General features: G+C 73.5%; 5 protein-coding genes. 2 read left to right on the forward strand and 3 right to left on the reverse strand.

The window, feature by feature from the left end; translation table 11 throughout:
- The 3 genes from hutU to ACOJTC_RS31000 all read right to left on the reverse strand — a co-directional run.
- Nucleotides 1–1632: urocanate hydratase (gene hutU, locus ACOJTC_RS30990; RefSeq protein ID WP_420119538.1), on the reverse strand; the 1632-nt coding region annotated here is incomplete at its 3' end.
- Nucleotides 1633–1644: 12 nt separating this feature from the next.
- Nucleotides 1645–2493: a MurR/RpiR family transcriptional regulator gene (locus tag ACOJTC_RS30995; protein ID WP_420119539.1), complete on the reverse strand. Its 849-nt coding sequence runs from the start codon at nt 2491–2493 to the stop codon at nt 1645–1647.
- Nucleotides 2494–2584: 91 nt separating this feature from the next.
- A complete protein-coding gene (locus ACOJTC_RS31000; RefSeq protein WP_420119540.1) occupies nt 2585–3625 on the reverse strand; it encodes an LCP family protein in 1041 nt (346 codons plus the stop codon).
- 126 nt (nt 3626–3751) lie between these two features.
- Between ACOJTC_RS31000 and ACOJTC_RS31005 the strand changes: the two genes are divergently transcribed.
- Nucleotides 3752–4585, forward strand: coding sequence for an O-methyltransferase (locus ACOJTC_RS31005; protein WP_420119541.1), 834 nt, complete (start codon nt 3752–3754; stop codon nt 4583–4585).
- 164 nt (nt 4586–4749) lie between these two features.
- Nucleotides 4750–5067, forward strand: coding sequence for a hypothetical protein (locus tag ACOJTC_RS31010; protein ID WP_420119542.1), 318 nt, complete (start codon nt 4750–4752; stop codon nt 5065–5067).
- The last annotated feature ends 240 nt before the right edge of the window (nt 5068–5307 follow it).

Genomic DNA, 5307 nt, shown 5'->3' on the forward strand with positions numbered 1-5307 from the left:
GATGCGGACGTCGGTGCGCTCGGCGACGTCGCGGGCGGTGTCGTAGCCGGCGTCGACGTGCCTGATGACACCCATCGCCGGGTCGTTGGTGAGCACCCGTTCGATCTTCTGCCCGGCCAGCGCGGTGCCGTCGGCGACGCAGACCTGGCCGGCGTGGATGGACCGGCCGATGCCCACCCCGCCGCCGTGGTGGATGGACACCCAGGACGCCCCGCTGGCGGTGTTGACGAGCGCGTTGAGCAGCGGCCAGTCGGCGATCGCGTCGGAGCCGTCGGCCATCGCCTCGGTCTCCCGGTACGGGCTGGCGACGCTGCCGCAGTCCAGGTGGTCCCGGCCGATCACCACCGGCGCGGACAGCTCCCCTGCGGCGACCATGTCGTTGAACCGCACCCCGGCGACGTCCCGCTCGCCGTAGCCCAGCCAGCAGATCCGGGCCGGCAGCCCCTGGAAGGCGACCCGTTCGCCGGCCAGCCGCATCCACCGGGCCAGCGACTCGTTCTCGGGGAACAGGTCGAGGATGGCCCGGTCGGTGGCGGCGATGTCGGCCGGGTCGCCGGAGAGCGCCGCCCAGCGGAACGGCCCCCTACCCTCGCAGAACAGTGGCCTGATGTACGCCGGCACGAAACCGGGGAAGTCGAACGCCCGCGCGTAGCCGCCCAACTGCGCCTCGCCCCGGATCGAGTTGCCGTAGTCGAACACCTCCGCGCCCGCGTCGAGGAAACCGACCATCGCCTCGACGTGTTTCGCCATCGACGCCCGCGCCCGGTCGGTGAACTCGGCCGGCTTGGCCGCCGCGTAGTCCCGGGCGTCGGCCAGCTCCACCCCCTCCGGCAGGTACGACAGCGGGTCGTGCGCGCTGGTCTGGTCGGTGACCACGTCGACGGCCACCCCCCGGCGCAGCAACTCGGGGAAGACGGTGGCGGCGTTGCCGACCACACCGACGCTCAACGCCCGCCGGTCCCGTTTGGCGGCCAGCACCCGGGCGACGGCGTCGTCGAGCGAGTCGGCCACCTCGTCGAGGTAGCGGTCGTGCACCCGCCGGTCGAGCCGGCTCCGGTCGACGTCCACGATCAGGCAGACGCCGTCGTTCATGGTGACCGCGAGGGGTTGCGCCCCGCCCATCCCGCCGCAGCCGGCGGTGAGGGTCAGCGTCCCGGCGAGGCTGCCGCCGAAACACTTCGCGGCGACGGCGGCGAACGTCTCGTAGGTGCCCTGGAGGATGCCCTGGGTGCCGATGTAGATCCACGAGCCGGCGGTCATCTGCCCGTACATGGTCAGGCCGAGGGATTCCAGGCGGCGGAACTCGGGCCAGGTGGCCCAGTCGCCGACCAGGTTGGAGTTGGCCAGCAGCACCCGGGGGGCCCACTCGTGGGTGCGCATGACCCCGACCGGGCGACCCGACTGCACCAGCATCGTCTCGTCGTCGCGCAGCCCGGTGAGGGTACGCACCAGCGCGTGGTACGACGGCCAGTCCCGGGCCGCCTTCCCGGTGCCGCCGTAGACCACCAGGTCGTCGGGGCGTTCGGCCACCTCCGGGTCGAGATTGTTCATCAGCATCCGCAGGGCGGCCTCCTGCGGCCACCCCTGCGCGGTACGGGTGGTGCCACGGGCGGCACGGACGGGCTGGTGCATGGCGTACTCCTCTCAGCCGAGGAACAACTGACGACGGGCGGCGGACGACTCGAACGCCTCCAGGCGACGCTGGGTCTGGATCGGGGCGGCGTCACAGATCGCCTGGAGCACCACCATGGCCAGGGTCATCGGGGCGGTGTGCAGGTCGAAGACGAGGTCGGTGCCGACGGCGGCGGGGAGCACCAACTCGGCGTACTCGGTGGCGGGGCTGACCGGGGAGTCGGTGATCGCGACGACGGTGAGGCCGGCGTCGCGGGCCGCGCGCAGCGCGTCGAGGGTCTCCCGGGGGTAGCGGGGGAGCACGAAGGCGAGCAGCGCGTCCGCCCCGGCCGAGGCGGCCTGTTCGAGCCGGTCGGTGAGCAGGCTGCCACCGTCGTCGAGGACCCGGACGTCGGGCAGGACCTTGGCGGCGAAGTAGGCGAAGTAGGCGGCCAGTGGCGCGGCGGCCCGCAGGCCGAGCACCGGCAGCGGGCGGCTCGCCGCGAGCAGCCGACCGGCGGTGGCGATCCTGGTGCGGTCGGCCAGTTCGCCGGCCAGCCGGTCCAGGTTCGCCATCTCGGCGCGTACCGCGAGTTGCAGTTCGTTGCCGTCGTCGGCGCGGCCGTCGGGGCCGGTGGTCAGCTCGCGAAGGCGGCGACGCAGCGCCGGGTAGCCGTCGTGACCGAGCGCCACGGCGAACCGGGTCACCGACGGCTGGCTGACCCCGGCAAGCTCCGCCACCTCGGCCGCCGACAGGTAGGCCACGGTGGCCGCGTGCTGCACCAGGCAGTGTGCGATGCGCCGCTGGGTGGGGGTGAGCCGGACACCGTGGAACAGGTCGAGCAGCCGGTCCGGCGGCGCGGCGACGGCTCCGTCATTCATGCCGCGACTCTATGCATGAAAAATTTCAGAGGCAAGCACGGCTTCCCGCCCGGGGGCAAGCACGGCTTCCCGCCCGGCGACGACGCCGGGCTCAGCGGGCGGCGCGGACGATCTCGGCGGTGGCGTCCCGGCGGACCGCGTCGTAGAACGCCTCGGACTTCTGCTCGTCGGCGAAGACCACGCTCTCGGTGCCCACCCGGCCGGTGCCCCGCGACGGGCTGGTGACGAAGGTGAGGTTGCCGCCCCGCAGGCCGCGCAGCTCGGTCGCCAGATCCAGCAGCGACATCTCCCGGTCGACGGAGACCGACGACGAGGCGGCCCGGACGAAGTCGTTGAGCTTGCCCGGGCTGGTGAGGATGCCGCCGGTGGCGGCCTTGTCGAGGATCGCCCGGATCACCTGCTGCTGGTGCCGGATGCGGGCGAAGTCGCCGTCCGGGAACTGCTTGCGCTGGCGGGAGTAGTCCAGTGCCGTCGCCCCGTCCATCGTCTGCCGGCCGGCGGGGAAGGTGCGCAGCGGCGGGTGGATCGAGGTGAACCGGTGGTCGACGGTGATGTCCACCCCGCCCAGGGCATCGATGATCTCCTGGAAGCCGGCGAAGTCGACCACCGCCACGTGGTCGACGTGGACCCGGGTGAACTGCTCGACGGTCTGCACCATCACCGGAATCCCACCCCAGGCGTACGCCGCGTTGATCTTCGCGGTCCGGCCGCCGTGCCGGCCGTCCGCCGACCGGGGTACGCGGACCCAGGTGTCCCGGGGGATCGAGACGAGCTGGGCGCTCTTCCGGTCCTTCGGCAGGTGGGCCAGGATGATCGTGTCGGTGCGGGACCCCTCGGTCCGCTCCGGGTCCCGGGAGTCGCTGCCCAGGATCATGATGTTCATGGCGTCCCGGGCCACCACCGGCGGCCGGTCCTGCGTCGGCACGCCGGTGAAGGCGTCCACCCGCTCGACGTCCTTCTCGACCGAGCGCAGATAGAGCACGCCCGCGCCGACGCCACCGGCCCCCAGCAGGGCCAGCGCCAGCAGCGCCACCAGCGCGATCCGCCAGCCCCGCCGACGCTTCGGTGCCGGCCCCGGGGTGTCGACCGACGGGGTGGGAGCGGGCTCCGAAACGTTCTCAGCTGCTGGCACGGCCGCATGTTACTGATCCGTCACCCAGTACGGCAGCCCGCGTTCGCCCGACGGCCCGAGGCCCGAAAAGCCGCCGTACGCTGGACGTTCAGCCGCCCGTCACCTGCGGCTGGTAGAAACCGCGCCGTGGATGCGACGAGACTGCGCCGGGCCATCGCCCGTACCCCGCTGGCACCGGTGGCCGCCTTCCCCGGGCGGCTCGCCCGGGTCGCCCGGTACGACGCGAAGGTGCTGCGCACCTCGGCCCGCTGGCTGGCCACCTCCCGGGAGCACCACAACTACACCTACGAACTGACCCGGCTCAGCCGGGAGCACCTGACCTGGTTCGTCAGCGTGGTCTGCGACGTCCCGGTGGCCCGGGTCCGGGGCCACCTCGCCGAGATCACCGGCGACGCGGCGCTGCGCCGGCACATCGAACAGGCCACCGCCCGGTCCGCCCGACGCGGCCTGGCCGACCGACGGGTCCGCTACGCGCGCCGGGTCGGCTGGTATGCGATCGTCCGGGCCACCCGACCCACCCACGTCGTCGAGACCGGCACCGACAAGGGGCTGGGTAGCTGCGTCCTCGCTGCCGCCCTGCTGCGCAACGCCGCCGAGGGCCACCCCGGCCGGCTCACCTCGCTGGACGTCAACCCGGAGGCCGGCTACCTGGCCCGCAGCGCCCCCTGGGCCGACGTGACCGACCTGGTGGTCGGCGACTCGGTCACCGCGATCGCCGCCCTGGACCGGCCGGTCGACCTGTTCCTGCACGACAGCGACCACAGCCACGACCACGAACGCCGCGAGTTCGACGCCGTCGAGCCGAAGCTGGCCCCCGGCGCGATCCTGCTCACCGACAACGTCACCACCACCGGGGTGCTCGCCGAACACGCCGAACGCACCGGCCGCCGGTTCCTCGCCTACCGCGAGACCCCGCTCGACCACTGGTACCCCGGCGACGGCATCGGTGTCGCCTGGTGAGCTGCCCGCCTCGCGGAGCCGGGGCGACCGGAGGGGGCGCGGGGCGGACCGCCGTGCCCGACCGGTGCCGGACGGCCGAGCCGTAGTCCGCCGCCCGGGTGTTGCCCCCGGGACGGTGCCGGATCGATGATGGCCGAATCGCCACCATCGACGGAGGAGTCGGCATGCAGGTTCTCCACCACCCCCGCGTGGCCTGGGACATGGCCCGCCTGATCGTCGCGAGCGTCCCCGACGACGAACTGTTCGACTGGCTGGGCACCGAGCTCGGTGCGCTGCTCGGCCCCGACCACGCCGGCTCCCTCCAGGACACCCGGCAGCGGCTCCAGCCCTGGGCCCGGACCACACCCGACGCCGCCGCCGTCGAAGCCGGCCGCTGGCGGGTCCGCCTGGAGGACCTGCTGCGTGCCCGACCGGAGATCGCCGAGCCGCTACGGTCGCTCTCCGTGATCGCGTCGGGGCTCCACCGCAACCGGATCGGCTGACCGGCTTAGCTTTCGCTTAGCCCGCTTGTCCCCGGGTCGTCGGCTGCGGCAGCATCGGTCGGCGTGACCGACGGCAGCCTGTCCCAGGAACCCGACCATGGGCCGGACGGCCGCGCCCCCGCCGGGCGTCCCGGGCCGGGGCGTCGCCGCGCCCGGGGTGGCGGACGTCGCCGCTGGCTGGCCGCCGGTGGCGTCGCCGCGCTCGCCACCGTGCTCGGGCTGAGCCTCGCGCTGCGCTCC

Origin of the sequence: Micromonospora sp., assembly GCF_048594385.1 — a bacterium.
Classification (GTDB): domain Bacteria; phylum Actinomycetota; class Actinomycetes; order Mycobacteriales; family Micromonosporaceae; genus Micromonospora; species Micromonospora wenchangensis.

What these genes read in the sequence shown, in the direction of transcription:
- ACOJTC_RS30995 (WP_420119539.1), bottom strand. Translation starts at nt 2,493, where the DNA reads ATGAATGACGGAGCCGTCGCCGCGCCGCCGGACCGGCTGCTCGACCTG.
- ACOJTC_RS31010 (WP_420119542.1), top strand. Translation starts at nt 4,750, where the DNA reads ATGCAGGTTCTCCACCACCCCCGCGTGGCCTGGGACATGGCCCGCCTG.